The organism is Streptomyces sp. NPDC056486 (assembly GCF_042795295.1).
In the GTDB taxonomy this organism is placed as follows: Bacteria; Actinomycetota; Actinomycetes; order Streptomycetales; family Streptomycetaceae; genus Streptomyces.
Window position 1 is genome coordinate 1 of the sequence record NZ_JBHTSF010000109.1, and the last position, 23,862, is coordinate 23,862.

Genomic DNA, 23,862 nt, shown 5'->3' on the forward strand with positions numbered 1-23,862 from the left:
GCATCGCACAGGGTGCGATGCTCACGGCAGCGGATATCCCGAGGGCTTCAGCAGGCGCTTCGACGGCCGCTTCAGCAGGCGCTGTGGTGGGCGCCTGCGCCTCCATCAGGCGGCCCGGGTGAAGCTGATCTTCCGCTGGACCCTCCTCACCCGCCCCTCGGTGCCGTGGCGGGCCGAACGGCGCTCGGCGCGGCGGGCCGCCTTGGCCTCACGGGCCTGGCGCAGGAGGCGGCGGCGGTCGGCCTCGCGGGCGAGGTCCGCGGCGCGCAGCTGGTGCATTTCGTACTCGAACATGAGAACTCCCTGGCTACTGACGTGGGTTTCGGCTTCGCGGTCCGTGATCCGCTGTTCGCGGATCCCGTCTTGCGATGCCTCTACTTTCGTCTGCCAGGGAGGGTCGGCACATCGGGAGAGTGCCGCATCTTGAGGGGGTGGGGGGCCTTAGGAGGGTGGGCGGGGACCTTAGGTCCTGCCTACGCGCCTAAGGACCCCCGCTACCTCACGTGCCATTGCCTACGTGCCATTAACTCGTCGACGGCAGCCCGTAGATCAGGTCCGAGTACTTGGCGATGGCAAGCAGCAGGCCGATGACGCCCAGGACGACACCCGCCCAGGCAACCGACTTGATCCACGGCGCCTGTACCTGGCCGGGCGCGCCGAACGCGGGCCTGACCAGGACGACGAACCCGACGACCAGCGCGACGAGCGCGAAGGACCCGGCGATCAGCGCCGTGACCTGCCAGGAGTCCCCGTACAGGGCCTGGATCTGGTCGGCGACGCTCGCCGACTGCTTGGTCTCGAGCTGACCGACGATGTTGGAGCGCGCCGCGGCGACCGTGCCGAGCCAGCCACCGGAGAGGCCGATCACACCGAGGGCGGCGGAGACGACGGCCGCGGCACCCTGGAACACGCCACCGGACTTGGCCGGAGCGACCTCTTCGACCACGACGAGCTCATCGGCATCGTCGTCGGCGGCGTCGTCGACCTCGACGGCGTCCTCAGTCGTGTCGGCCTTCTCCGCCTTGGTGGTCTCCACGGCGTCCGCAGCCTCCGACTCTGCGGGCTTTGCGGGCTTCGCGGCCGCCTCGGCCGCGGTCTCGTCCTCTGTCTTAGTTCCCATGCTCCGCACCGTACGGACGGAGTCTGAGAGGTTTCTTAACGAGCCGCTTCCCCACCGGTCGAGCCCCCGGAATCCACCGTCTCGCGCGCCTTGCGCCACTGTGGCGCGAGCACCGACCACACCTCCATGTCGTGCCGCACCCCCTGCCAGGGGAAGCTCTCCCGCAGCACGCCGTCCCTGGTCATCCCGAGCCGCTCGGCCACCGCGATACTGCGGCCGTTCGCCGAGGAGACCACCCACTCCACGCGGTGCATGCCGCGCACATCCACCGCCCAGTCGATGAAGACCCGGCTCGCCCTGGTGATCAGGCCGTGCCCGGCGGCGGAAGGCTCCAGCCAGACGCCGAGCTCGCAGCTCTCGGTGGCCGTGTCGAAGATCCGGAAGAAGATTCCGCCGACGAGCGTGTCCTTCAGCCAGATGCCGCAGAGGTGCCCCGTGTCGGCGGCCTTCTTGTCGGCGTACGCCTGGAGGCGCTCGCGAGCCGATTCCAGGTCCGTCACCAGCGTGGTCAGGGGCACCCACGGCGCCGTGTAGTCGCGCGCCCGCTCGATGTGCGCGAGGAACTCCTGTGCCTGCCACGGCTCGATGGGCCTCAGCTCAGCGCCCTCGCCCAGCGATATCGCGAACATCCCGCTCCTTCGTCCCGTCCGGCATTACAGGGATCCTCGCACCAGGAACGGCTTTGCTCGAACGACTTTCCGGCGGCTCGATGCTGATGCGCGGCAGCCAGCGGTCGAGGCCGCGCGGCAGCCACCAGTTGGCGCCGCCCAGCATGTGCATGAGCGCCGGCACCAGCAACGTACGCAGGACGAACGCGTCGAGCGCGACCGCAGCCGCGAGGCCGATGCCGAACATCGCGATGACCCGGTCGCCGCTCAGGACGAAGGCGAGGAAGACCGAAATCATGATCACGGCCGCGGAATTGATCACGCGGCTCGTCTCGGCGAGGCCGACCCGCACGGCCCGCCGGTTGTCACCGGTCTCCAGCCACTCCTCGTACATCCGGCTGACCAGGAAGACCTGGTAGTCCATGGAGAGCCCGAAGAGGACGGACACCATGATCACGGGCAGGAAGGGTTCGATCGGCCCGGCCGATCCGAGGCCGAGCAGCTCGCTCCCCCAGCCCCACTGGAAGATCGCGACCACGACCCCGAAGGCCGACGCCACCGCCGCCACGTTCATCACCGCGGCCTTCAGGGGGATGCCGATGGACCGGAAGGCGAGGAGCAGCAGGACACAGCCGAGGCCGATGACCACGCCCACGAAGAGGGGCAGCTTGCCGACGATGATCTCCGCGAAGTCGTCGTAGCTCGCCGTGACGCCGCCGACCCGCAGGTCGAGCGTGGTGTCGGCCTCGGCCCTGGGGAGCACGTCGTCGCGCAGCCGGTCGACGAGGTCGTTGGTCCGCTCGGACTGCGGTGACGAGTCCGGTACGACGGTGACGTAGGCGGCCGTGCCGTCGGCGTCGTACGTGACGGGGCTGACGGAGGCGACGCCCTTGGTCGATTCGAGCGTGGAGCCGAGGTTGGAGAGGGCCAGCCGGTCGCCCGCCCCCTCGACGTCGGTGACGAGCGTGAGCGGGCCGTTCACGCCGGGGCCGAAGCCGTGGGCGAGGAGGTCGTAGGCCTGCCGGGTGGTGGCCGACGCCGGATTGTTGCCCTGGTCGGATGTGCCCAGGTGCAGGGAGAGCGTGGGCAGGGCGAGCAGCGCCATCACGGCGACGGCGACGCCGCCGAGCAGCTTGGGGTGGCGCTCCACGAAGGCGGACCAGCGGGCGGCGAGCCCGGTGGGCAGCTCCGGGGCCGGGCCGTGCTCGGCGAGAGCACGCCGTTCGCGGCGGCTGAGCGCGCGCGGGCCGATCCAGGACAGGAGCGCGGGGAGCAGGGTCACCGACGCGGCGACCGTGAGGAGCACGGTCAGCGAGCCCGCGATCGCGACGCCGTTGAGGAAGCTGAGGCGCAGGATGAGCATGCCGAGCAGCGCGATGCACACGGTGGCGCCCGCGAAGACGACCGCGCGCCCGGTGGTGGTGACGGCGCGTTCCGCGGCGACGGCCACCGGGAGGCCCTGCTTGAGGCCCTTGCGGTGTCTGGTCACGATGAACAGCGCGTAGTCGATGCCGACGCCGAGCCCGATCAGGGTGCCCAGCATCGGGGCGAAGTCAGCGACGGTCATGACGTGCCCGAGCAGCACGATGCCCGCGTACGCCGTACCGACCGACACGAGGGCCGTGGCGATGGGCAGCACGGAGGCGGCGAGCGAGCCGAAGGCGAGGAAGAGCACGACGGCGGCGACGGCGACCCCGACGATCTCGGCGGTCTGCGCGCTCTTGGACTCGGTGAGGCCGACGGCGCTGCCGCCGAGCTGGACGTCCAGGCTGTCCGACCCCACGGCCTTCGCGGTGTCGACGAGGGCCTGTGCGTCCGCCTTGTCGATGGCGTCGGCCTGCTCGTGGAAGGTGACGGTCGCGTACGCGATGCGCGCGTCGTCGCTGATCTGTGCGGCACCGTGCTTCGCGTACGGACTGCTGACGGAGGCCACCGCGGGCATGCCCTCGATGGTGTCGAGCGTGCTGGTCATCGTCTGCTCGACGTCGGCCGCGCGCACCGTCGTACCCGCCTCGGTCCGCCAGACGACGGTGTTGCTGTCGCCGCCGAGGCCTTCGAAGCCTTCATTCAGGAGCTGGGTCGCACTGCCCGACTCGGTGCCCGGCACCTCGTAGTCGTTCGAGTAGGCGGATCCGGTGAGGGCCGCGGCGCTCGCGGCGCCGCCGAGGGCGAGGAGCCAGAGCAGTACTGCCAGGAGTCGGTGCTTCACACACCACCGTGCGAGTACTGCCACCGACTGGCTCCCTGTACTGGTTTGTGGATCTTTATCGGGAACAGTCTTGAATGAACTGAACAGCCCGCAAAGAACGTATGAGAGGCGACTTGGGCGCCAGACGTACTTTGACAGCACCCGGAGATCGTTGGTCCCGTTCGTGGCTTTCCTCACAAGTTCACAAAAGAGTGTGCGAGGCCCCATCGGGACCTCGCACACCCTGAGAAATGGGGATTCAGCCCGACACGCTCGCGCGTCCGTTCTCTATGTGCCCCATCAGACGGCGCCGGAAAGCAGGTTCGCCCGCCGCCGTGGCCTGAATGTCGTACCAGCCGTGTTCTTCACCCGTGTGCCAGGCGATCGTGCGGCTGCTGCCCGCCTTGACGCGGACGACCCGCGTCCGCCTCCTGACGTCGTCCTCGTCCACGTATCCGACCGGCTCGACCGTGAAGACGAGCTCCTTGCGGCCCCGGTTGGCCAGCGTCACATGGAGCTCGCGCCGGGTGATCGCGGAGGCGAGCTGTGCCTTGCCGTCCTTGCCGCCCGCGAACTCGCGCCGGAAGCCGTTCGGCCCCGTGATCGTGAAGGCGTACGCGTCCTTGGACACCGGAACCGTCCAGGAGCCCTCTCGCACTACGTCCTGGTGCTGCGGCACCGTGAACTCATCGGCGTACGGATAGAGCGCGAAGTGCGCACTGGAGCGGCCACCATTGCGCAGCCGCACCGAGAGAGCACCGCTCTCGCCCGGCTTCACGTACGCGTCGGGCTGGTAGGGCAGCGGGCGGGCGCGGCGGGTGCCGGGCTCCTGGACCGGCATGGACTGCTTCAGGGGCGGCTGCGGGGACCAGCGGCCGCTGAACGCCGGGATGGCGCCGGGCTGTTCGACCTCGGGCTGCCGGTGGCCGCGCTTGAAGTCGAAGGCGCCGGTGAGGTCGCCGGTGACCTTGCGTCGCCAGGCGCTGATGTTGGGTTCCCGCACGCCGGTCCACTTCTCCAGAAAGCGCACGACGGAGGTGTGGTCGAAGACTTCGGATGTGACGTAGCCGCCGACGGTCCAGGGTGAGACGACGAGCATGGGAACGCGCACGCCGAGGCCGGTCGGCTTCCCCTCCCAGCGCTCCTCCTGCTCCTCGGCGCTGTCACCGCCGGGGACGGGCGGCGGGACGTGGTCGAAGAAGCCGTCGTTCTCGTCGTAGTTGATGAAGACGGCGGTGCGGCGCCAGACCTCGGGGTGCGAGGCGAGGGCGTCCAGGACCTTGTAGACGATGGTCGCGCTGTGGATCGGCGAGGAGACGCTGGGGTGCTCCGAGTCCAGGGCGGACGGCACCAGATAGCTGACCTTGGCCAGCTTGCCGCCCGCGACGTCCTTGGCGAACTCCTCCGCGAGCTTGCCGGTCGGCACGCGGCGCAGGGCGCGCTCGAAGAGCGACTTCTCCGCCTTGGTGAGGGTGGCGACGCCCTCCTCCAGGGTCGCGAGCAGCTTCTCGCGCTCGGCGTCGTCCTTGGCGTCACGGACCTTGGCGTAGAAGGCCTCCATGAAGGTCAGGCCGGTCTTGGCGAGGACCTTGCGGGCGATGGCCTTGAAGGTGGTGAAGAACTCGATCTGGTTGTCGGTGAAGTTCTCCCACTCCGTGTACGTCTGCCAGCTCACGCCCGCCTTCTCCAGGCGCTCGGCGTACGTCCCCCAGTCGTATCCGGGGTGCTTGCCCTCGTCGTACGCGTCGTTCCCGACGGCTCGCTTGCCGTTCGCCTCGTAGCCCGTCTTCCCGCTCCACAGGTGGTTGCGGTTGGGGCTCGTGGAGGTGTGGATGGACGAGTGGTAGGCGTCGCAGACGGTGAAGGTGTCGGCGAGTTCGTAGTGCAGCGGAATGTCTTCACGCGTGTAATACGCCATGGTCGCCGCGGTCTTGGCGGTGATCCAGCCGTCCGTCCAGCCGTCGTGCCAGGCCTTGGCGCCGCCGCTCCAGGAGTGGTCGAGGGCGCCGATGTACTGCAGGTCCTTCTTCTGCGCCGCCGCGGCCTCGCGGACGGGGAAGGGCAGGACGGTACTCAGCACGCCCGGCTGCTCGAACACGGACTTGCCGCTCGGGAGGCGGACGGCGTTGCGGTCACCGAAGCCGCGTACGCCGCGCAGGGCGCCGAAGTAGTGGTCGAAGGACCTGTTCTCCTGCATGAGGATGACGACGTGCTCGATCGAGTCGAGCCCGCCGCTGCCGGGTTTGTGCCGGTCCTGTGCCAGCGCCTGCTGCAGTGACGGCGGCAGGAAGGATCCGACGGCGGCGGCGCCGAGTACGCCTCCGCCAACTGCCATCAGCCGCCTGCGAGATATCTCCGGGGACACGTACGACCTCCAGTCGACGGCCAATGGTTCTCTGCTGATCCATTAGCCTGCTCGGCCGGGACGGTAGTGAAGTCTGGTTTCCCTGTGAAGACTTGGGGACGAAGTCGGCGTGAACGGACGCGCGCGAGTGTGTACGTCGGGACTCGGTCAGCCGATCAGACCTGGTCAGCCGATCAGACTTGGTCAGCCGATCAGCAGCCCCGCCCAGAGCGCGACGGTCGACGCCGCGAGGATGAGGGGCACGGTCAGGGCGCCGAGCAGGGTGAACGTCCGCAGCTCGGCATCGGTGCCGTGATCATGCAGGATGCGGCGCCACAGCAGCGTGGCGAGCGAGCCGACGTACGTCAGGTTCGGGCCGATGTTGACGCCGATGAGCGCGGCGAGGACGGGCCCGGGACCGGCGGGGGCGACGGCGGGCAGGAGAGCGAGAATCGCGGGCAGGTTGTTGATCAGGTTGGCGAGTACGGCGGCGACGGCCGCCACGGCGAGGAGCGCGGGCAGCGAGGCGCCGTCCGGCAGGAGCCACTCGATCCCGGAGCCCAGGCCGTTGTCGACGACCGCCTTGACGACGATGCCGAGCGCGAGCACGAACAGGCAGAACAGGGGGTTCGCCGAGCGGACGAGTGCGGGGGCTGTCGTACGTCGGCGCAGCAGCGCACGGCCCGCGAGCACGGCCGCTCCCGCGAGGGCGGCCCACAGGGGTTCGAGGCCCACGAACGAGGTGACGACGAACCCGGCGAGCGTGAGCCCGAGGACGACCAGGGTGAACACCGGCACGGGGGTCGGCTCGGTCTCCTTGGGCTCCAGGGCGCCCGCGGCCAGATCGGCCGCGAAGTACCGCCGGAACGCCACGTACTCGATGCCGATGGCAACCAGCCACGGCAACGCCATGAGCAGGGCGAACCGCGTGAACGTGAGCCCGCTGGCGGTGAGGGCGAGGAGGTTGGTGAGGTTGGAGACGGGCAGCAGGAGCGACGCCGAGTTGGCCAGGTGGGCGGTGGCGTAGACGTGCGGCCGCGGCCTTGCCCCGACGCGGGCCGCGGTGGCGAAGACGACCGGGGTGAGCAGAACGACGGTGGCGTCCAGGCTCAGTACGGCGGTGATCACGGCGGCGACGCCGAAGACCCCGCCGAGCAGCGTCTTGGTCCGTCCGCCGCAGAGCCGGGCGACGAGATCCCCGGCGGCTGCGAAAAGCCCGTCATCCGCGCAGAGCTGCGCGAGCACGAGCACGGCGGCGAGGAACCCCACCACCGGCAACAGGCTCTCGACCTGCGCGAGCGCGTCCCGCGGCGAAACGGCCCCGAGCACCACGACAAGCCCGGCGGCGGGCAGCGCGGCGGCGGCCTCGGGCCACTTCTTGGGCCGTATGACGGCAAACGCGAGCACGGCGAGCAGCAGACCGACGGAGAGGATCTCGGCGGTGACGGTGTTCAGGGGGACGCTCCGTGGCCCGGGTGGGGCGGTGGTTCAGCGGGGACGGACGTTCCCAGAGTAAGAGGGGGCGCGACGCAACGTGGCGGCACGCGGCACGCGGATCTTTCCCGCCCACCCGCCCGACGACTCGGGGCAATCGGGTGGGTGGGCGGGAAAAATCCGCCGCGAAGCGGGCGGTCCGGAAAGCGCCCCGGCTACAACCAGGACACTGCTCCAGCCCAGCGCAGCCGTTACCCCTCCACGCCCAGCTTCTCCAGGATCAGTTCCTTGACGCGGGCCGCGTCGGCCTGGCCCCGGGTCGCCTTCATGACCGCGCCGACCAGCGCACCGGCCGCCGCGACCTTGCCGCTGCGGATCTTGTCGGCGATGGCGGGGTTGCCCGCGATCGCCTCGTCCACGGCGGTCGTCAGGGCGCCCTCGTCGGATACGACCTTCAGGCCGCGCTTCTCGACGACCTCGTCCGGCGTACCTTCACCGGCCAGGACGCCCACGAAGACCTGACGGGCCAGCTTGTCGTTCAGGTCGCCCTTGGCGACGAGCTCGGCGACCCGTGCGACCTGCTGCGGGGTGACCGGCAGCTCGTCGAGGGCCTTGCCCGACTCGTTGGCGCCGCGGGCCAGTTCACCCATCCACCACTTGCGCGCGGCAGTCGAGTCGGCGCCCGCCTCGATCGTGGCGACGATCGGGTCGACCGCACCCGCGTTCAGGATCGACTGCATGTCGTGCTCCGTGACACCCCACTCCTCGCGGAGGCGGTTGCGGCGCACGCGCGGCATCTCCGGGAGACCGGAGCGCAGCTCCTCGACCCACGCACGGGCCGGGGCCACCGGGACGAGGTCGGGCTCCGGGAAGTACCGGTAGTCCTCGGCGTTGTCCTTGATGCGGCCCGACGTCGTGGAGCCGTCCTCCTCGTGGAAGTGACGGGTCTCCTGGATGATCGTTCCGCCCGCGTTAAGGACCGCGGCATGGCGCTGGATCTCGAAGCGCGCCGCACGCTCCACGGAACGGAGCGAGTTGACGTTCTTCGTCTCCGAGCGCGTACCGAACTCCTCGCGCCCGTGCGGGCGCAGGGACAGGTTCACGTCGCAGCGCATCTGGCCCTTGTCCATCCGGGCCTCGGACACGTCGAGGGCCTTGATGACCTCGCGCAGCTCGGCGACGTACGCCTTGGCGACCTCGGGAGCCCGCTCGCCCGCGCCCTCGATCGGCTTGGTGACGATCTCGATGAGCGGGATACCGGCGCGGTTGTAGTCAAGGAGCGAGTGCGACGCGCCGTGGATACGGCCCGTCGCGCCACCCACGTGTGTGGACTTGCCGGTGTCCTCCTCCATGTGGGCGCGCTCGATCTGCACGCGGAAGATCTCGCCGTCCTCCAGCTGTACGTCCAGATAGCCGTTGAAGGCGATCGGCTCGTCGTACTGAGAGGTCTGGAAGTTCTTCGGCATGTCCGGATAGAAGTAGTTCTTCCGGGCGAAGCGGCACCACTCGGCGATCTCGCAGTTCAGCGCGAGACCGATCTTGATGGCGGACTCGACGCCGATCTCGTTGACGACCGGCAGCGCGCCGGGCAGTCCGAGACAGGTCGGGCAGGTCTGGCTGTTGGCGTCCTGCTTGAGCTCGGTGGAGCAGCCGCAGAACATCTTCGTCTTGGTGCCCAGCTCGACATGGACCTCAAGGCCCATGACGGGGTCGTACGTCGCGAGGGCATCCTCGTACGACACCAGGTCAGTCGTGACAGTCACGGTGAAACTTTCCCTCTCAACCCAGCAGGACGTCGTCGTCGCCGAGCTTCTTCAGCTCACGAAAGAGCAGAGCGAGGCCGGTGGCGATGGCGGCGGCGGAGACAGCGGCGTCGACGAGCCGGAGCGTGTCGTTGTCCTTGCGGGCCGTGCGGGCCTGCTTGACGACGGAGATCGCGCCGAAGGCGGTCGTGGCGATCGACAGGTACGCGCCGGGCTTGGACTTCTTGAAGCCCTGGGCCTTGGCAGTCATGGGACTCACAGTGACGGTGCCTCCTCAAGCAGCGGGTGACCCCACCTTTCCACGAAGGCGGCCTCTACGGCAGCGCCCACCTTGTAAAGGCGGTCGTCCTTCATGGCGGGGGCGATGATCTGCAGCCCGACGGGCAGGCCGTCCTCCGGCGCGAGGCCGCAGGGCAGCGACATGGCGGCGTTGCCCGCCATGTTCGACGGGATGGTGCACACGTCCGCGAGGTACATCGCCATCGGGTCGTCGGCGCGCTCGCCGATCGGGAAGGCGGTGGTCGGCGTCGCGGGCGAGACGATCACGTCGACCTGCTCGAAGGACTTCTCGAAGTCCTGCGTGATCAGGGTGCGGACCTTCTGGGCGCTTCCGTAGTACGCGTCGTAGTAGCCGGAGCTCAGTGCGTACGTGCCCAGGATGATGCGGCGCTTGACCTCGTCGCCGAAGCCGGCCTCGCGGGTGAGCGCGGTGACGTCCTCGGCGGACCTCGTGCCGTCGTCGCCGACGCGCAGGCCGTAACGCATGGCGTCGAAGCGCGCGAGGTTCGACGAGCACTCGGAGGGCGCGATCAGGTAGTACGCGGAGAGCGCCAGGTCGAAGGACGGGCAGTCCAGCTCGACGATCTCGGCGCCGAGCTCCTTGAGCAGCGCCACGGACTCCTGGAAGCGCTGGACGACGCCTGCCTGGTAGCCCTCACCGGCGAACTGCTTGACGACGCCGACGCGCATGCCCCGTACGGAGCCGTTGCGGGCCGCATCGACGACCGGCGGGACCGGGGCGTCGATGGACGTCGAGTCGAGCTCGTCGTGGCCGCCGATGACCTCGTGCAGGAGCGCGGCGTCCAGGACCGTACGGGCACAGGGGCCGCCCTGGTCGAGGGATGACGAGAACGCCACCATGCCGTAGCGCGACACGCCGCCGTAGGTCGGCTTGACGCCGACCGTGCCGGTGACGGACGCGGGCTGGCGGATGGAGCCGCCGGTGTCCGTGCCGATGGCGAGGGGGGCCTCGTACGACGCGATGGCGGCGCTGGAGCCGCCGCCGGAGCCGCCGGGGATGCGGGTGAGGTCCCACGGGTTGCCGGTGGGGCCGTACGCGCTGTTCTCGGTGGATGACCCCATGGCGAACTCGTCCATGTTGGTCTTGCCGAGGATGACGACGTCGGCTTCCTTCAGCTTGCGCGTGACGGTCGCGTCGTACGGCGGGATCCAGCCCTCGAGGATCTTGGAACCGACCGTGGTCGGAATGCCCTCGGTGGTGAAGATGTCCTTGAGCGCGAGCGGGACGCCGGCCAGCGGGCCGAGCTTCTCGCCCTTCTCCCGCTTGGCGTCGACGGCGCGGGCCTGCGCGAGGGCACCCTCGCGGTCGACGTGCAGGAAGGCGTGCACCTTCTCGTCGACGGCCTCGATACGGGCGAGGTGGGCCTCGGTGACCTCGACTGCCGTGAGCTCGCCGGAGGCGACCTTGGCGGCGATGTCGGCGGCGGTGAGCCTGATGATGTCGATCTTGCTGTCCGTCATGGTGGGTTAGTCCTCCCCCAGGATCTGCGGCACCTTGAAACGCTGCTGCTCTTGTGCCGGGGCTCCGGAGAGCGCCTGCTCGGGGGTGAGCGACGGACGGACCTCGTCCGCGCGCATGACGTTCGTCAGCGGCAGCGGGTGGGAGGTCGGCGGTACGTCTTGGTCGGCGACCTCGGAGACGCGGGCGACCGCGCCGATGATGTCGTCGAGCTGTCCGGCGAAGTGGTCGAGCTCTTCGTCCTTCAGCTCCAGACGTGCAAGGCGGGCGAGGTGGGCGACCTCCTCGCGCGTAATGCCAGGCATGCGGCGATCCTCTGGGGGTGAGTGTGTGGTTTGTGGCCCCAATCCTATGGGGCCACACCCCGTACACGTGAAACGGATTCCCCCGGGGGCTTCCACGCCGGTCCTGGTAGGGGCCCGGCGGGGTCCCGATGGGCCCCCGTCCGATTCCCCGCAGCTACTTCCCGGGGGCTACTTCCCCGCGGCTACTTGGCCACGTCCGCCCGAGCCTCCGCGGCCGCCTGCTCCTCCGCCGCGATGTCCACCGGCCTGCGCCATCCGCGCGAGCCCCGCGCCCGCAGCCAGGCGGTGGTCTCGTCAGGCGGCATCGCCGCGGCGACGAGCCATCCCTGCACCGCGTCGCACCCCAGATCGCGCAACCGCTCCCACGTCTCGTCGTCCTCGACGCCTTCGGCGACGACGAGCAGCCCCAGGGAGTGCGCGAGGTCGACGGTGCAGCGGACGATCTCCGCGTCTTCGTTGTCCACCGCGAGTCTCGCCACGAAGGACCGGTCGATCTTCAGCTCGCTCACCGGAAGGCGTCGCAGATGCACCAGGGACGAGTACCCCGTGCCGAAGTCGTCGAGCGACATCTTGACCCCGTGTCCCGTCAGGCCCGCCAAGGTGTCGGCGGCCCGCTGCGGGTCCTCCAGGAGCACGTGCTCCGTTATCTCCAGTTGCAGCGCCCCCGGGGGGACCCCGTGCCGTGCGAGGCGCGCCGCGACGGCGCCCGCGAAGCCGGGGGTGTGGACGTCGCGCGGCGACACGTTCACCGCGACCGGGACCTTGAGGCCCATCGCCTGCCACTTCGCCACCTGGCCGAGGGCGGTCTCCAGGACGTACTCCGTCAGGTGCGGCATGAGCCCTGACGATTCGGCTATGGCGATGAACTCGTCCGGCGGCACCTTCCCGCGCTCGGGATGCACCCACCGCACCAGCGCCTCGAGCCCCGCGACGCGGCCGTCGAACTGGACCTTCGGCTGGTAGTGGAGCTCGACGTCACCCGCGTCGAGGGCGCGGCGCAGATCGCCCAACAGGCCGAGCCGGTCCGGGGTGTTGGAGTCCCGCTTGGACTCGTACACCTCGACGCCCGTGCGGTCCCGCTTCGCCTGGTACATCGCGACGTCCGCCCGCCGCAGCAGGCCTTCCGCGTCCATCGCGTGGTCGGGGAAGACGGCGAGCCCGGCGCTGGCCTCCAGGACAAGCGTCAGGCCGTCGAGGTCCAAGGGAGAGCCGAGGGCGGCGACCAGCGACCGCGCCACGCGGGTGGCCGACGTCGTGGAGTCGGTGACCGGAAGGAGGACGGCGAACTCGTCACCGCCGAGCCGTGCGGCCTCCGCACCGCGCGGCAGGGCGAGCCTCAGCCGGTCGGCGATCTGCAGGAGAAGACGGTCGCCCGCGAGATGGCCGAGGGTGTCGTTGACCGAACGGAAGCGGTCCATGTCGATCAGCATCAGGGCGGACCGCGCCCCGATCCGCTCGGCATCGTCCAGAGCCGTCCAGGTCCGCTCAAGCAGCCACTGCCGGTTGGGCAGCCCTGTGAGCGGGTCCTGCAGCTGCTCCTCGGCCCTGGCCCGCGCGATCCACAGCGTCGAGTCGAGCGCGACGAGAGGGATCGCGAAGAGCGGGAGCAGGACCGGGGTCGAGGCCGCGACCACGCAGATCAGCGGGGCGATGCCGAGCAGCGCGACGGCGACGAGACTCTGTCTGACCAGGGCCGTGCGGGTGACCGTGGGCAGGGCGCCGGTGCGCGGCGCGTGGACGTACCAGAGCAGGACGCGGGTGACGACGAGGTAGGCGAGGGCGGCGAGCGCCACCTCGGGGGCCGAGTACAGGTCCCAGGTCTCGGGCAGCCAGGGCGACTGCGCCGATGGCGCCGTGCCGAACGCGGCCATGGCGAGCGCGCCCGCGCCGATGCCGAGGATGTCGACGGCGCCGTGCAGGATGCCCTGGCGCCAGCGGTGGCGGCGCGCGACGCCGACCAGGACGACGACGGTGAGGCTGACCATTCCGGCGGGCACCCAGCCGTACAGCAGGAGGACGGCGACGGTGAGTGCGCCGCCCGATCCTGTGCCGCCCCACCAGCGGTCGCGGCCGAGCGCGACGAGGTGGCCGACGATGAGGCCCGTGAGGACGGCGAGGGACCAGCCGACCGTGCCGGAGGGGAACAGTGCGTCGCGTCCGGTGAACGCGTGGAAGAAGCCTGTGCCGAGCACCACCGCGGCGAGCGCCACTACGGCAACCGGAAGCACTGGCCAAGGGTCGCGCTCGCCGGACGCGTCGTCCGCGCCGTGCGCCTCCGAGCCGCGCCAGAGCGTCCTGCGCCGTGCGTCGGTGCCGCTCTGGGCGGAACGGGGTGCTGCCGCGTCCCTGCTGCCCGATGCCTCGCCCACGCCGAGCTCCTGTGTGCCGTACCCGCCGACGGTGCTCCATGCGCGTTCGCGTCGCTCAACTGCGGTGCTCGGGGCGGCGGGAAGCCTGCTCTCGGCCTCGCGTGCCTCGCGTGCTTCCCGTGCCGCTCTGCGTCCGCTGAGCCACGCGCCCGGTCCGCGCCGCAGGCGCGCGCGCAGCCGGGCGTCCGGTGCGGCGCTCTCGGTCGGTTCCATTCCCGTCCCTCTCACAGCCGGCGGTGCCCACGCCACGCGGACTCGGTCCAGAAGTCAGCCGCGTCTGGAACTCCTCCCCCGTGCTCCCGATGAGCAGGGGATACCCCAATCGCAGCGGGGCACGGCAGGCGCACATCTCAACAGTAGGCCGCAGAAGGCTTCTACGGGCAGCGGTCCACAACGGTTGCCCGAATGCGACCCGGCCACCCGTATGCATCTGGTATGCGCTGAACGGGTGGCCTTCAACCGCTACTCCTCGGTCGGAAGCGCAACTTCCGCCGCCGCGTCCGGTCCCTGTTCCAGTAGGACGGCGAAGCCTTCCTCGTTCAGAACCGGAACCTTCAGCTGCATGGCCTTGTCATATTTAGATCCAGGGTTGTCACCCACAACGACGAAAGCTGTCTTCTTCGAAACGGAACCGGTCACCTTTGCGCCCCGGCTCTGCAACGCATCTTTTGCGCCATCCCTCGTGTGGTGCTCGAGCGTTCCGGTCACCACGACCGTGAGGCCTTCGAGCGGTCGCGGCCCCTCGTCCTCTCCCCCGCCCTCTTCCTCCATACGGACACCGGCCGCGCGCCACTTGCGCAGGATCTCCCGGTGCCACTCCTCCTCGAACCACTGCTTGAGGGACGCGGCGATGGTCGGGCCCACGCCCTCGACGGCGGCCAGCTCCTCCTCCGTTGCCTGCTCGATGCGCTCGACCGACCGGAATTCACGGGCGAGCGCCTCCGCGGCGACCGGACCCACGTGCCGGATGGAGAGGCCCGTGATGATCCGAGCGAGCGGGCGCTCCTTGGCCGCCGCGATGTTCTCCAGCATCGACACGGCGTTCTTTCTCGCCTCGCCCTGCTGGTTGGCGAAGATCGTGGCGATCTTCTCCTCGCCCGTCTTCGGGTCCCGCTTGGGCAGACCGCTGTCCTGATCCAGTACGTACGCCTTGATGGGCAGGAGCCGCTCGATGGTGAGGTCGAAGATGTCGCCCTCGTCGAGAATCGGCGGCTCGGACGGCTCGAGGGGCTTGGTGAGCGCGGCCGCGGCGACATAGCCGAAGTTCTCGATGTCCAGGCTCTTGCGGCCCGCGAGATAGAACAGACGCTCGCGCAACTGGGCCGGGCAGGACTGGGCGTTGGGGCAACGGAGGTCGATGTCGGCCTCCTTCATCGCCCGCAGCGCCGTCCCGCACTCGGGGCACTCGGCGGGCATCACGAACTCCCGCTCGGTGCCGTCACGCAGGTCGACGACAGGGCCGAGGATCTCCGGGATGACGTCGCCCGCCTTGCGCAGGACGACCGTGTCGCCGATGAAGACGCCCTTCTTCTTCACCACGTCCTGGTTGTGCAGGGTGGCGAACTCGACCTCGGACCCCGCGACGGTGACGGGCTCCACCTGGGCGTACGGCGTGACGCGGCCGGTGCGGCCGACGCCCACGCGGATGTTGACCAGCTTGGTGTTGACCTCTTCGGGCGCGTACTTCCAGGCGATCGCCCAGCGCGGCGCCCGCGAGGTCGAGCCGAGGCGCCCCTGGAGCGGGATCTCGTCCAGCTTCACGACGACGCCGTCGATCTCGTGCTCCACGGAGTGGCGGTTCTCGCCGAAGTACGTGATGAACTCCCGTACGCCGTCGAGCCCTTGGACCACCTTGTTGTGCTGGGCTGTGGGCAGGCCCCAGTCGTGCAGGAGCTCATAGGCGTGGCTGAGGCAGTCGATGTCGAAACCCTCGCGGGCGCCGATGCCGTGCACCACCATGTGCAGCGGGCGCGTGGCGGTGACGCGCGGGTCCTTCTGGCGCAGTGAACCCGCCGCCGCGTTGCGCGGGTTGGCGAAGGGCTTGTCACCGGCCTCCACCAGACGGGCGTTCAGCTCCTCGAACTTCTCCATGGGGAAGAAGACCTCGCCGCGGATCTCCACCAGGGTGGGGATGTTGTCACCCTTGAGGCGGTCCGGGATGTCCGAGATGGTGCGCACGTTCGGTGTGATGTCCTCGCCGGTGCGGCCGTCGCCACGGGTGGCCGCGCGCGTGAGCTTGCCGTCCTCGTACGTGAGGTTCACGGCGAGGCCGTCGACCTTCAGCTCGCACAGGAAGTGATGGTCGCTGGTGCCGACCTCCTTGGCGACGCGGTCGGCCCAGGCGGCGAGCTCCTCGTCGTCGAAGGCGTTGTCCAGGGAGAGCATGCGCTCGCGGTGCTGGACCGAGGTGAACTCGGTCTCGTACGCCCCGGAGACCTTCTGGGTGGGCGAGTCGGGCGTGCGCAGCTCCGAATACTGCTCTTCCAGGGCTTCGAGCGAGCGAAGGAGCTTGTCGAACTCGGCGTCGCTGACGACCGGTTGGTCGTTCACGTAGTACCGGAAGCGGTGCCCCTCGATCTGTTCGGCCAGCTGGGCGTGCTGATCCCGTGCCTCGGCGGGCACAGAGCCTTGCTGTTCGACAGCCACCGTTACGTCCTCCCGTTACGTCATACCCAATTACTCAGGGTTGTCCGCGAGTGATCTCGCCGCCCGGGCGCAGTGGGCGAGCACCGCGCGGGCGTACGCCGGGGAAGCCCCCGCGAGCCCGCACGACGGAGTGACCACGACCGACTCCGCGAGAGAACCCGGATTCAGCCCCAGCCTGCGCCACAACGTCCTGACACCCATGACGCTACCGGCAGGGTCTGACAATGGGCTGTCCACGCCCGACACGACACCGGCGAAGAGCTTCGTGCCGCCCTCGACTGCCTCACCGATCGCCTCGTCGTCACGCTCGGTGAGCAGTGAGAAGTCGAACGAGATCGCGTCGGCCCCCGCACGGCGAAGGAGCGCGAACGGAACGTCAGGCGCGCAGGAGTGCACGACGGCAGGCCCGTCACCATGCACGCCGATGACGTCCCGCAGGGTGCTCTCCACGAGCTGGCGGTCCACGGCGCGGTGGGTGCTGTACGCACTCGCGGTCTTGATCTGCCCGCGCAGTACGCCGACGAGCGAGGGCTCGTCGAGCTGGAGCACGATCCGGCCACCGGGGATCCGGCGGCGTACGTCCGCGAGGTGGGCACGCAGGCCCTCGGCGAGCGAGCCTGCCAGGTCCCGGCAGGCGCCGGTGTCGGAGAGAGCGACCTGGCCGTTCTTCAGCTCCAGGGCGGCGGCGAGGGTCCACGGCCCGACGGCCTGCACCTTGACAGGACCTTCGTACCCCTGGGTGAACTCCTCCAGGGCGTCGAGGTCCTCACCGAGCCACGCCTTCGCGCGGCGCGTGTCCCGCCCCGGGCGGTCGCCGATCCGCCAGCCGCTCGGCTCCACGCGCGCGTAGAGCTCGACCAGCATTCCGGCGGTCCGCCCGATCATGTCGGCGCCGGGCCCCCGCGCGGGCAGCTCCGCCAGATACGGGAAATCCTCGAAGCTGCCGATGACGGTCTTCGCGGCCTCACGGGCGTCGCCGCCCGGCATGGACCCGATGCCGGTGGCCGGGCCCCAACGGTGCGCGCTCACTGTTTCGCTCACTGTCCGGGCCGCACCGTCAGATCGTTGACCTCCGCGTCGCGCGGCAGGTCGATGGCCATCAGGATCGTCGTGGCGACCGACTCAGGGTCGATGAAGCGGGAGGGGTCGTACTCCTTGCCCTCCTGCTGATGCACCTTGGCCTGCATGGCGCTCGCCGTGCGGCCCGGGTAGACGGAGGTGACGCGGACGCCGTTCGCGTGCTCCTCGCCCCGCAGGGAGTCGGCGAGGGCCTTGAGGCCGTGCTTGGAGGCGGCGTAGGCGGACCACTCGGGGCTGGCCCTCAGGCCCGCACCCGAGTTGACGAAGACCACGTGGCCCTGGGCTGCGCGGAGTTGGGGCAGGAAGTGACGGGTCAGCTCTGCGGGGGCGATGAGGTTGACGTTGAGCTGGTGGCGCCAGGACTTGGGGGTGAGGTCACCGACGCGCCCCAGGTCGACGACGCCCGCGATGTGGAGCAGGGAGTCGACGCGGTCGGGCAGCGACTGGTGGCCGAACGCCCAGGAGAGCTTGTCGGGGTCGGAGAGGTCGCCCACGAGCGTGTCCGCCCCGGGGAATTGCGCGGCCAGTTCCTTCGCGCGGCCCGCGTCCCGTGCGTGCAGGACGAGGGAGTCGCCGCGTGCGTGGAGACGACGGGCGACGGCCGCGCCGATGCCGGAGCCCGCCCCGGTGATCACATGTGTTGCCATGCGTCCATCGTCGCACCCCGGCAGGTGCAGGTCAGCGCACGGTCACTGGGTGCCCATGGCCTCTTCCAGATAGGCGAGCGCGCCGACCGCCTCCTCGGCGAAGAAGACGAGACCGGTCAGCGGCACCGGCAGGAACCCCTCGTCCTCCATGCGCTGGAACTGCTCCTTCAACCCGTCGTAGAAGCCCTCCGAGTTGAGCAGGACCACCGGCTTGGTGTGCTTGCCGTGCTTCTTCAGTTCGAGGATCTCGGTGGCCTCGTCCAGCGTGCCCGTGCCGCCAACCATGATCACGACGGCGTCGGCCTTCTCCAGGAGCAGCGCCTTGCGCTCGGCGAGGTCCTTGGCGATCACCATCTCGTCGGGCGCGGAGACAGCCCGCGCCTTGGCGGCGAGGAAGCCGACCGAGACCCCGACGAGGCGCCCGCCCGCCTCCTCCACACCATCGGCGACGACCTTCATCAGGCCGCTCTCCGAACCACCCCACACCAGGGTGTGGCCGCCCTTGCCGAGCAGCTCGGCGAATTCGCGCGCGGGGCGGGTGTAGCGCTCGGGGAGATCGGCCGCGGAGAGGAAGACACAGATGTTCATGGCTTCACCGTACGATCCGGCACAGACTGGGTGGGAGACGGCCGCTCACAGACAGCCGCTCACAGAAGGAGACCACGGTGACAGCAGGACACAAGATCACCATCGAACAGGGCACCGACCTCGTAAAGGTGGTGCGCGACGGCCGGACCGTGGCCGAAAGCCGCCGCCCACTGCTGCTGCGCGAGACCGGCTGCCCCGTGCGCTACTACCTCCCCCCGCAGGACGTACGCACCGACCTCCTGACCCCGTCGGACACGACCACGTACTGCCCGTTCAAGGGAACGGCGTCGTACTGGTCGCTGCCGGACTCCGCCGACTTCGTGTGGGCGTATCCCGAGCCGAAGGACGGGGTGGCGCAGATCAAGGACCACTTCTGCTTCTACGAAGTAGAAGTCGAAGCGGCCTGAGGCAGGCCCACAGGGGCTAGACCGCCGCCGTCGCCCGCTCCGTCGTGGCGATCGTTGCCGAGCCGACCACGCGCGTGCCGTCGTAGAGCACGATCGCCTGGCCGGGGGCCACGCCGCGGACGGCCTCGTCGAAGGAGACCCGCAGTTCCCCGTCGACCAGTTCCGCGGACACGGCGGTCTCGCCGCCGTGTGCCCGCAGCTGCGCGGTGTACGTGCCGGGCCCGGAGGGGGCTGCTCCGCACCAGCGGGGCTTGATCGCCGTCAGGCCCGTGACGTCCAGGTCGGCCACCGGGCCGACCGTCACGGTGTTGTTCACCGGGGAGATGTCCAGGACGTAGCGCGGCTTGCCGTCGGGGGCCGGGGTGCCGATCCGCAGGCCCTTGCGCTGGCCGATGGTGTAGCCGAAAGCGCCCTCATGGGTGCCCAGCTTGTTGCCGTCGGCGTCGACAATGTCACCCTCCGCCTTGCCCAGGCGGTCCGCGAGGAAGCCCTGGGTGTCGCCATCGGCGATGAAGCAGATGTCGTGGCTGTCGGGCTTCTTGGCAACGGCCAGGCCACGCTCCTCGGCCTCCGCGCGGATCTCTTCCTTGGTGGTGAGCGTGTCACCGAGGGGGAACATCGCGTGCGCGAGCTGGCGGTCGTCCAGGACCCCGAGGACGTAGCTCTGGTCCTTGGCCATGTCCGATGCGCGGTGCAGCTCGCGCGTGCCGTCGTCGTTCACGACAACCGTGGCGTAGTGGCCAGTGACGACCGCGTCGAAGCCGAGCGCGAGGGCCTTGTCCAGGAGCGCGGCGAACTTGATCTTCTCGTTGCAGCGGAGGCACGGGTTCGGGGTGCGCCCCGCCTCGTACTCGGCGATGAAGTCCTCGACGACGTCCTCGCGGAACCGCTCGGCCAGGTCCCATACGTAGAACGGGATGCCGATGACGTCCGCGGCGCGGCGGGCGTCGCGGGAGTCCTCGATGGTGCAACAGCCCCGCGCGCCCGTGCGGAACGATTGCGGGTTCGCCGAGAGTGCCAGGTGCACTCCGGTCACGTCGTGCCCTGCTTCGGCGGCACGCGCGGCGGCGACGGCGGAGTCCACGCCGCCCGACATGGCGGCGAGTACGCGAAGGGGGCGGGGGCGCTGCGGGGTCCGGTTCTCAGTCATAGCTCTAACAGGGTACGGGCCCGCGGGAACCAGGCGCCCGTGAGTAAGCGTTGACGATCACATGGGGGCAGAACAGGACTCGAAGTCGGAGCAGGAGCCCGGGCGCCGGGGCGTCAACAGGCGGACGCTCCTGATCGGCGGCGCCGCGGCGGCCGTCGGCACAGCTGTGCTCGCTTCGGACGAGCTGGGCCGCCTGTGGTGGCGGCTGCCCGGCGTCGTCAAGAGGCGCGAGGAGGGCGAGGTCGACGCCAAGGGCGCACAGTGGGTCGCCGCGTCCGACTACAACTGGCGCCGGGCGGACCGGCCTGACGACTACGGGATAGACATGGTCGTCATCCACGTCGTGCAGGGCGGGTACGACACGGCCCTGAGGGTGTTCAAGGACCCGGCGCACGGCGCGGCCGCTCATTACGTGGTGCGCAAGGACGGGCACATCGCCCAGATGATCCGCGAGCTGGACGTGGCGTTCCACGCGGGGAACAAGAGCTACAACGAGCGGAGCATCGGCATCGAGCACGAGGGCTTCGTCGACAAGAAGTCCTCGTTCACCGATGCCATGTACGAGTCGTCGGCACGCCTCACCGCGGGAATCTGCAAGAGGTACGACATCCCGGTGGACCGGAAACACATCATCGGGCACGTGGAGGTGCCCGGCACGGACCACACGGATCCCGGGCCGCACTGGGACTGGGACCGGTACATGAAGCTGGTGCGGAAAGCCCGCACCGCCCTCGCCTGACCCGCCGTCCTACCGGCCCTCGCCTGACCGGCCACACGCTTCCTACCGCAGGTGCACCGGCAGGGACTCCACCCCGTACACGATCGAGAGCTTGCGGAACGCGAGTTCCTCGGGAGCGACCGCGAGCCGCATCTCGGGGAAGCGCTTCACCAGGGCCGGGTAGGCGGCGCGCAGCTCCATGCGGGCCAGTTCGGCGCCGATGCAGCGGTGGATGCCGTAGCCGAAGGCGAGGTGGCCGGAGGCCTTGCGGTGCGGGTCGAAGCCGCCGCCGTCGGGGGTGTATTTGGCGTCGCGGTTGCCGCCGCTCAGGGAGCACAGGACCAGGTCGCCCTTGGGGATGAGCACCCCGGCTATCTCGATGTCCTCGCGGGCGAACCGCGGGAAGGCCACCTGCACGACGCTGAGGTAGCGCAGCGCCTCCTCGACGAAGGGGGCGGCCGCCGAGTCGTCATCGCGCAGCCGCGCGGCGGTCTCGGGGTCCTGGAGGAGCAGCAGGGAGCCGAGGGCCACCATGCTCGCGGTCGTCTCGAAGCCGCCGGTGAGGATGCCGTCGGCAAGACCGGCGAGCTCCTCGTCGTCGACCGTGTCGCCGTGTTCCTTCACGATCATGCCGAGCAGTCCGTCGCCCGGGTTCTCGCGCTGCTTCTTGACGACGTCCCTGAAGTAGGAGAGCGAGGCGGATATCGCCCCGAAGGGAGCGGTCGCCCCGGCGAAGAGGTCGAAGCGCTCCATCGCCAGCTGCTGGAAGTCGTGGCGGTCCTCGTACGGCACGCCGAGGAGCTCGCAGATCGTCAGCGAGGGGATCGGAAGCGCGAAGGCCTGGACGAGGTCGACGGGCCCTTCCGTCGCCTCCATCGCGTCGAGCCGCTCCTCGACGATGGCCTCGATCCGGGGCGTGAGGCGGCGCAGCCTGCGCATCGTGAACTCGGGCGTGAGGATGCGGCGCAGATGCGTGTGGACCGGGGGGTCGCTGAAACCGAGGCCGCCGGGGTTGTGGTCCTCGACCACACCGGCGTTGCCCGCGAGGTTCGTGAAGTCGTTGCTGAAGCCGTCGGTCGCGCCGAGGACGGCCTTCACCTCGTCGTAGCCGGTGACCACCCAGGCGTCCATGCCGAACGGCAGCGGCACCTTGGAGATCGGCTGCTCCGCCTGGTGCTCGGTGAGCCGGGCCACCGGGTCGAGCCCGTCACGGCGCATCGGCGCGAGCAGGGGCTCGGGAAGACGCGAGATCGCGGAGGCGCTGATCCCGTTCCTCTGGATCCTGGAGAGGTATATGCGCCCGAGCCGCGCGGCGATGCGAGAGCGGAGGTTCGCCTTCAATGTGAACTCCATGAGGGGGTTGTCGTGCAGCCCCGAACGCGCGGAGCGGACTCGCGAGCGGCCAGCATAGATCGGCGGACTGCGGGCCTCGTAGCCCGCTCCTGTGCCTGTCCTCCCTATAGCGGCTGAAACCGGCATCAACTCGGGGCGCGATCAACGCAGTCCGGCGTTACCTGCGTCACCTACCGGCCCAAACCGGGATCAACGTCAGGCCGGACCCGGCTCAGCTCAGCCCCGCCGAACGCGCCCGTTCCACCGCCGGGCCGATCGCCCGGGCCACCGCCGCCACGTCCGCCTCCGTCGAGGTGTGGCCGAGGGAGAAGCGGAGCGTGCCGCGGGCGAGGTCGGGGTCGGTGCCGGTGGCGAGCAGGACGTGGCTCGGCTGGGCCACGCCCGCCGTGCACGCGGAGCCGGTGGAGCACTCGATGCCCTGGGCGTCGAGCAGCAGCAGGAGGGAATCTCCCTCGCAGCCGGGGAAGGTGAAGTGTGCGTTCGCGGGCAGCCGGCCGACCGGGTCTCCCCCCAGGATCGCGCCGGGAACCTCGGCGCGCACGGCGGAGACCAGATCGTCCCGCAGCGCGCCGATCTCGCGGGCGAACCTCTCGCGCTGTCCGGCGGCGTGCTGCCCCGCCACGGCGAACGCGGCGATCGCGGGCACGTCGAGCGTCCCGGAGCGCACATGACGCTCCTGCCCGCCGCCGTGCAGGACGGGCACGGGGCTGTACTCGCGCCCCAGGAGCAGCGCCCCGATGCCGTACGGACCGCCGATCTTGTGCCCGGATACGGTCATCGCGGCGAGCCCGGACGCACCGAAGTCGACGGGGATCTGACCGAAGGCCTGCACCGCGTCGGCGTGCAGCGGGATCTCGAACTCGGCTGCCACATCGGCCAGTTCACGGATGGGCTGGATGGTGCCGATCTCGTTGTTGGCCCACATGACGGTGGCGAGGGCGACGTCGTCGGGGTCGCGCTCGATCGCCTCGCGCAGGGCTTCGGGGTGCACGCGGCCGTACGCGTCGACGGGGAGGTACTCGACGGTGGCGCCTTCGTGCTCGCCGAGCCAGTGCACGGCGTCGAGGACGGCGTGGTGCTCGACGGGGCTGGCGAGGACCCGGGTCCGCGCGGGGTCGGCGTCGCGCCGCGCCCAGTACAGGCCCTTCACGGCCAGGTTGTCGGCCTCCGTGCCGCCCGCGGTGAAGACGGTCTCGCTGGGGCGCGCGCCGAGCGACTCGGCGAGCGTCTCGCGGGCCTCCTCGACGGTACGTCGCGCCCGGCGCCCGGCGGCGTGCAATGAGGACGCGTTGCCGGTGGCGGCGAGCTGGGCGGTCATCGCCGCGATCGCCTCCGGAAGCATCGGAGTGGTCGCTGCGTGGTCGAGGTAGGCCATGGTGCGCA

20 protein-coding genes are annotated in these 23,862 nt (G+C 70.0%); 2 read left to right on the plus strand and 18 right to left on the minus strand.

What is annotated here, in order from left to right; all coding sequences use genetic code 11:
• Positions 1–105: 105 nt before the first annotated feature.
• From ACFQ7F_RS32195 to ACFQ7F_RS32265, 15 genes are all read right to left on the minus strand, one after another.
• A complete protein-coding gene (locus tag ACFQ7F_RS32195) occupies positions 106–294 on the minus strand; it encodes a hypothetical protein (protein ID WP_383278059.1) in 189 nt (62 codons plus the stop codon).
• A gap of 229 nt (positions 295–523) precedes the next feature.
• The gene (locus ACFQ7F_RS32200) at positions 524–1,120 is read right to left on the minus strand and encodes a hypothetical protein (RefSeq protein ID WP_383278061.1); all 597 of its coding nucleotides are present in this window, start codon (positions 1,118–1,120) and stop codon (positions 524–526) included.
• A 35-nt stretch (positions 1,121–1,155) separates the two neighbouring features.
• Positions 1,156–1,749, minus strand: a complete 594-nt coding sequence (locus ACFQ7F_RS32205) for a GNAT family N-acetyltransferase (RefSeq protein WP_383278064.1) — start codon at positions 1,747–1,749, stop codon at positions 1,156–1,158.
• Positions 1,718–3,961: an MMPL family transporter gene (locus ACFQ7F_RS32210; RefSeq protein ID WP_383278067.1), complete on the minus strand. Its 2,244-nt coding sequence runs from the start codon at positions 3,959–3,961 to the stop codon at positions 1,718–1,720. Before ACFQ7F_RS32210 ends, ACFQ7F_RS32205 begins: the two co-directional genes overlap by 32 nt.
• Positions 3,962–4,175: 214 nt before the next feature.
• Complete coding sequence (locus tag ACFQ7F_RS32215; RefSeq protein ID WP_383278070.1) at positions 4,176–6,281, minus strand: phosphocholine-specific phospholipase C; 2,106 nt, start codon at positions 6,279–6,281, stop codon at positions 4,176–4,178.
• 183 nt (positions 6,282–6,464) lie between these two features.
• Positions 6,465–7,715 (minus strand): SLC13 family permease, encoded by a 1,251-nt coding sequence (locus ACFQ7F_RS32220; RefSeq protein WP_383278132.1) that lies wholly within the window; start codon positions 7,713–7,715, stop codon positions 6,465–6,467.
• A 230-nt stretch (positions 7,716–7,945) separates the two neighbouring features.
• Entirely contained in the window at positions 7,946–9,457 is a 1,512-nt protein-coding gene (gatB, locus tag ACFQ7F_RS32225) for an Asp-tRNA(Asn)/Glu-tRNA(Gln) amidotransferase subunit GatB (protein WP_383278073.1), read from the minus strand.
• 16 nt (positions 9,458–9,473) lie between these two features.
• The gene (locus tag ACFQ7F_RS32230) at positions 9,474–9,707 is read right to left on the minus strand and encodes a hypothetical protein (protein ID WP_383278076.1); all 234 of its coding nucleotides are present in this window, start codon (positions 9,705–9,707) and stop codon (positions 9,474–9,476) included.
• Between the two features lie 5 nt (positions 9,708–9,712).
• Positions 9,713–11,218 carry an Asp-tRNA(Asn)/Glu-tRNA(Gln) amidotransferase subunit GatA gene (gene gatA, locus ACFQ7F_RS32235; RefSeq protein WP_383278079.1) on the minus strand — a complete coding sequence of 502 codons (1,506 nt, stop codon included), beginning with the start codon at positions 11,216–11,218 and terminating at the stop codon, positions 9,713–9,715.
• A gap of 6 nt (positions 11,219–11,224) precedes the next feature.
• Positions 11,225–11,521, minus strand: a complete 297-nt coding sequence (gene gatC / locus ACFQ7F_RS32240) for an Asp-tRNA(Asn)/Glu-tRNA(Gln) amidotransferase subunit GatC (RefSeq protein WP_016642027.1) — start codon at positions 11,519–11,521, stop codon at positions 11,225–11,227.
• Between the two features lie 182 nt (positions 11,522–11,703).
• Positions 11,704–14,103 carry a putative bifunctional diguanylate cyclase/phosphodiesterase gene (locus ACFQ7F_RS32245; protein ID WP_383278082.1) on the minus strand — a complete coding sequence of 800 codons (2,400 nt, stop codon included), beginning with the start codon at positions 14,101–14,103 and terminating at the stop codon, positions 11,704–11,706.
• 249 nt (positions 14,104–14,352) lie between these two features.
• Positions 14,353–16,536, minus strand: a complete 2,184-nt coding sequence (gene ligA, locus ACFQ7F_RS32250) for an NAD-dependent DNA ligase LigA (RefSeq protein WP_383278085.1) — start codon at positions 16,534–16,536, stop codon at positions 14,353–14,355.
• Positions 16,537–16,566: 30 nt separating this feature from the next.
• On the minus strand, positions 16,567–17,565 hold the full coding sequence (locus ACFQ7F_RS32255; RefSeq protein ID WP_383278088.1) for a methionine synthase: 999 nt from the start codon (positions 17,563–17,565) through the stop codon (positions 16,567–16,569).
• An 8-nt stretch (positions 17,566–17,573) separates the two neighbouring features.
• Positions 17,574–18,263 carry an SDR family oxidoreductase gene (locus ACFQ7F_RS32260; protein ID WP_383278091.1) on the minus strand — a complete coding sequence of 230 codons (690 nt, stop codon included), beginning with the start codon at positions 18,261–18,263 and terminating at the stop codon, positions 17,574–17,576.
• Between the two features lie 42 nt (positions 18,264–18,305).
• The gene (locus tag ACFQ7F_RS32265; RefSeq protein ID WP_383278094.1) at positions 18,306–18,851 is read right to left on the minus strand and encodes a TIGR00730 family Rossman fold protein; all 546 of its coding nucleotides are present in this window, start codon (positions 18,849–18,851) and stop codon (positions 18,306–18,308) included.
• A gap of 77 nt (positions 18,852–18,928) precedes the next feature.
• On the opposite strand from ACFQ7F_RS32265, the gene ACFQ7F_RS32270 reads away from it, so the two are divergent.
• Entirely contained in the window at positions 18,929–19,258 is a 330-nt protein-coding gene (locus ACFQ7F_RS32270) for a DUF427 domain-containing protein (RefSeq protein WP_383278097.1), read from the plus strand.
• Positions 19,259–19,274: 16 nt separating this feature from the next.
• Here ACFQ7F_RS32270 and mnmA read toward each other — a convergent pair whose 3' ends face one another.
• Positions 19,275–20,408, minus strand: coding sequence for a tRNA 2-thiouridine(34) synthase MnmA (mnmA, locus tag ACFQ7F_RS32275; RefSeq protein ID WP_383278099.1), 1,134 nt, complete (start codon positions 20,406–20,408; stop codon positions 19,275–19,277).
• 61 nt (positions 20,409–20,469) lie between these two features.
• On the opposite strand from mnmA, the gene ACFQ7F_RS32280 reads away from it, so the two are divergent.
• The gene (locus tag ACFQ7F_RS32280) at positions 20,470–21,147 is read left to right on the plus strand and encodes an N-acetylmuramoyl-L-alanine amidase (RefSeq protein WP_383278102.1); all 678 of its coding nucleotides are present in this window, start codon (positions 20,470–20,472) and stop codon (positions 21,145–21,147) included.
• A gap of 42 nt (positions 21,148–21,189) precedes the next feature.
• On the opposite strand, the gene ACFQ7F_RS32285 is transcribed toward ACFQ7F_RS32280, so the two are convergent.
• Complete coding sequence (locus tag ACFQ7F_RS32285; protein WP_383278104.1) at positions 21,190–22,479, minus strand: cytochrome P450; 1,290 nt, start codon at positions 22,477–22,479, stop codon at positions 21,190–21,192.
• 211 nt (positions 22,480–22,690) lie between these two features.
• On the minus strand, positions 22,691–23,854 hold the full coding sequence (locus tag ACFQ7F_RS32290; protein WP_383278106.1) for a cysteine desulfurase family protein: 1,164 nt from the start codon (positions 23,852–23,854) through the stop codon (positions 22,691–22,693).
• Positions 23,855–23,862: the final 8 nt, after the last annotated feature.